Source organism: Bacillus sp. 05T31 (assembly GCF_056396725.1).
Map to the genome: position 1 here is coordinate 1 of NZ_JBFTMA010000413.1, position 3,833 is coordinate 3,833.

The window sequence follows — 3,833 nt, forward strand, 5'->3', positions numbered from 1 at the left end:
GACACTACATTAGAAAATGCACCTTTATTTGAAAGTCCCGAATTTAAAGAATGGTACGAGCTATGGCAATCTCGGTTAGAAAGACAAAAAGAATCGAAAGATGATGCATACAAATTAATGAAAAATAACAACCCAGTAATCATCCCCAGGAACCACCGAGTAGAAGAAGCACTAGAAGCAGCTGTTAAARATGGAGACTATAGCGTAATGGAGAAACTTCTTCAAGCTTTAGCAAATCCTTATGAATATTCTCAAGAACAAGCGGATTACTGCAYGCCTYCWGYGCCGTCKAATCGCCCTTATAGGACTTTTTGCGGGACGTGATTGTGTAATACTTTTTTAAAAGGTGTGTTCATACAAATTGTRTGAACGCACCTTTTTATACATTTCCCTTTCAAAAAAGCGGACTGAAGCACCCTTTAGCTATCCTTACTAAATTCCACTCTCTCCTTCCTTAAACTAAATATCAAAACTATCTTTATTCCAATTTGTTTAATAGTAAATCTACTAAACAAATATTGAGAAATATAAAACYCCATTTCTAAAYATTGTTATTTTTGATAATATATTTTATAAGAATATTCAAAAAGTGAGGGGATTTTATGAACGTTCAACTACAAGGTAATGAACAAGTTACAAAACTATTTAATGATTGGTATTTAGCTATGCTAAAGCAAGATGTTTCACAGGCGACGAATTTAAAGCATGAAATTGAGGAAAAGGAACTAAATTTTAAAGAAGACGAAAATTTAGCATTATACTATTCCTTACTAGATTTTCGCTGTAAAATTTTAACAGATAGTTTAAGCATTACAAAAGATAGTTTTGAAAAAATAGATTCTTATTCTATCTCATCTAACAATCCACTTTCTTATTATTATCATTTGTTTAAAGGGATTTATGCTACTTTAACAACAAATTATAACTTAGCATGTGAACATTATGAAGAGGCTGAGAAACTATTAGTCAATATTTCAGATAAACTAGAGGAAGCAGAATTTAATTACCGATTTGCTATCTTTAATCAACATTTTTATAAACCTATTGAAGCAATTCAATATGCTAATAAAGCTCGAGAAGTACTTATCACACATAGAGATTATGAAAAAACTGTTGCTTCATGTGACAGCGTTTTAGGTGCCTCCTGTGTACAATTAAGACAATACGAACAAGCTGAAGAACACTACAATTCAGCAATAAATGTTTTACAAAAACAAAATGAAGAATCTTTACTTTTAAGAGTACGTAATAACTTAGGTTGGCTATATGCCAATCAAAACCTATCAACACTAGCTATTCGTCACTTATCTGAAGTAACAACAAAAATGCCAACCCATTTTAAAGCGATTTTCTTACAAGCACGAGAACATTCTAAACTTGGCGAAACAAATATTGCAGAAGAATTTATTACAAAAGGATTAAAGCTTTGTACAGAACTCAATAATGAGGAATATATACTCCACTTTAAAATTTTAAAGTCTTTAAACAATAATGATTCAACTGAAGACTTAGAAAAAATTATTATTGAAGGAATTACGTATTTCGACAAAGAATCTTTATATAACTACACTCAAGAATATTCAGAGAAATTCGCCGTCAAACTTTATGATGAAAATAATCATGTAAAGGCTAGTGAATATTTTCATAAAGCGTTACAAGCAAAAGAAAAAACATTTGAGAAAGGAGCATTAAAATGATTAAAAGAATTAGTTCTGCTATTTTAGGATTATCTGTCATCGGAATTGTGTCCCTTGGAATAAATGGTTCATTTACATATCAAGCAAGTCATGCAGATTTCCCTGCACCACAAAAACCTGACTTTGTTCAATCCGTTGACGTAAGCAAAGCCTACAACACAACAACAGCTGAAAAAGCACTTTAAAAAATGAAAGGCCTTCAATTAAGAAGGTCTTTTTAAATACATTTATTTAGTTAATGTAATCGAATATTTTTTCATAGCCAAATGGTTGTACAAATGACAATAAACGGCCTATCACAATTGAAACACTTGATAAAAGAATAAATTTCCGAAATGATATATCATTCCTCTTATACCCGGTAAAACAAGCTTTTATTATAACAAAAACGGTCATCATTATGATAATAGCTGAAAAAGTGGCTACTAAAAGCACTTCCAGTTTGTTTCCCCCTATAAAATATATTAACCTTAATTTTACCATTAAATGAGTATAACAAAGACAAACTATTTCTTAATATACGGTTTTCTATATACCCCCGGCGGGATTCGAACCGGCGCTCTTCCCTTCTAGAGCTACGGAGGCAGTTTTTTAAGTAAAATATATTTCTACAAAAATAGAACCATCCCTTTATTTCACATGAATTCTCTCTCTCACTCTATTTCCTTCATCAATTCTGCAATCCCCCTACTTCCTTCACTACCAACTTTCTCAAGTTCTTCTACAACTAATTTCCGTCTCTCCACAGAATGATTTTGACTTAACTTCGCTTTTCCTTCTATTTTATTTATCTTTATTCTAAACCCAACTATTCCCCTACTTAATCCTTCCATATAATTTGGATCTACATCRTTMAGTGAGTACGTGCTCTTTGGATTTTCATATTTATGTACTAAATCTTGAAGAGAATCTATTAATTCCTGTTCATCTTCAACAATCTCTAACGCTCCATATACATGCACCGCAACATAGTTCCATGTTGGTACTGCTTTATTTGTTTCATACCATGACGGAGAGATGTAACTATGTGGCCCTTGAAAAATAGCTAACACTTGTTGATTTCCACTATCTTTCCACTGCTCATTTGGACGTGCAAAATGCCCAGATAAAGTAAGTGTTTCCCTATTTAACAATAACGGTAAATGCGTTGCGTACGGTGCTCCGTTATGTTGAGAAAATAAAGTTGCAAAGCTATTTTGTTCAATCATTTCGTACTTTGTCTCTTCATCTTGTATAGTGAAATGTTTTGGTATGTACATAAACTCCCTCTTTTCTTATCTTCTTATTTCTCATTATATTTATGAACTTTATTATTGGGCAGGGACAGATGATAATTGTTTTATAAGGTCAGTGCATATAGTAAAACCTTTGTTTCAAAAATAATAGGTGGCATTATATGATTTCTGCCACCTTAGTCAATTTTTTTATTTATACAAACTCCCTTATTCAACGATCCTTCATAGCTTTTTCTAATACATATTCGATAAATTCCGTTTTACCTAAGCTATAACCTCTGAATATGCGTATCCTTAAAATCAGTTTCATACTTCAATCCATACCCAAGCATTCGATCCATTCCAATATGTGCTGTCCATATTAAACCAATCATTAAAATCGTATCCATCTTTAAATAGACCCCTATTAAAACAAATAATATTGATATGATATATGTGTGAAATAGATTATAAATTTGTGCACCAACACGTTTGTTAATAGAGTACGCCACCATTGCTAAATCAGGTGCAAAAAGTAATACGATAAATAATAACCAACTAAATCCACATAATGCATATATATAAATCGCAGCTAATAAGACGACCAATCCTTCAAAGTGTATAATTCGTTTCTCCAAAATTCATCATTCCTTATCTGTTAGCTTGAAAATTTTATTCGGATTTAAAATATTTTGCGGATCAAGAGCTTTCTTTATTTTCTCCATTACCAATAATGCCGCACCATGTTCTTCTTCTTGATACTTCTGCTTTCCTATTCCAACGCCATGCTCTCCTGTACAAGTTCCGCCACGCTTAAGAGCATACAGTACGATACTTTCGTTTATTTCGTCCCCTTTTCTCACTTCATCTTTATCATTTGGATCAATCATTAATAGCACGTGGAAATTCCCGTCTCCTACAT

At 32.3% G+C, this 3,833-nt stretch carries 7 protein-coding genes; 3 read left to right on the forward strand and 4 right to left on the reverse strand.

The features are described 5' to 3' along the window. The 3 genes from AC1DJR_RS20670 to AC1DJR_RS20680 all read left to right on the forward strand — a co-directional run. Positions 1-324 (forward strand): protein adenylyltransferase SelO family protein (locus tag AC1DJR_RS20670; protein ID WP_477003393.1); only part of this gene is annotated, 324 nt, incomplete at its 5' end. Between the two features lie 278 nt (positions 325-602). Next, positions 603-1,697, forward strand: coding sequence for a response regulator aspartate phosphatase (locus AC1DJR_RS20675; protein ID WP_429687896.1), 1,095 nt, complete (start codon positions 603-605; stop codon positions 1,695-1,697). Next, the gene (locus tag AC1DJR_RS20680) at positions 1,694-1,882 is read left to right on the forward strand and encodes a Phr family secreted Rap phosphatase inhibitor (protein ID WP_429687895.1); all 189 of its coding nucleotides are present in this window, start codon (positions 1,694-1,696) and stop codon (positions 1,880-1,882) included. Before AC1DJR_RS20675 ends, AC1DJR_RS20680 begins: the two co-directional genes overlap by 4 nt. A 46-nt stretch (positions 1,883-1,928) precedes the next feature. Here AC1DJR_RS20680 and AC1DJR_RS20685 read toward each other — a convergent pair whose 3' ends face one another. The 4 genes from AC1DJR_RS20685 to AC1DJR_RS20700 form a co-directional block, all read right to left on the reverse strand. Next, positions 1,929-2,138 (reverse strand): hypothetical protein, encoded by a 210-nt coding sequence (locus AC1DJR_RS20685; RefSeq protein WP_429687945.1) that lies wholly within the window; start codon positions 2,136-2,138, stop codon positions 1,929-1,931. A 212-nt stretch (positions 2,139-2,350) separates the two neighbouring features. After that, complete coding sequence (locus AC1DJR_RS20690) at positions 2,351-2,956, reverse strand: FMN-binding negative transcriptional regulator (RefSeq protein WP_429687894.1); 606 nt, start codon at positions 2,954-2,956, stop codon at positions 2,351-2,353. Between the two features lie 245 nt (positions 2,957-3,201). Beyond that, complete coding sequence (locus AC1DJR_RS20695; protein ID WP_429687893.1) at positions 3,202-3,549, reverse strand: DUF4260 domain-containing protein; 348 nt, start codon at positions 3,547-3,549, stop codon at positions 3,202-3,204. Positions 3,550-3,555: 6 nt separating this feature from the next. After that, the coding region (locus AC1DJR_RS20700; protein WP_477003394.1) for an FAD-binding oxidoreductase at positions 3,556-3,833 on the reverse strand (278 nt) is incomplete at its 5' end.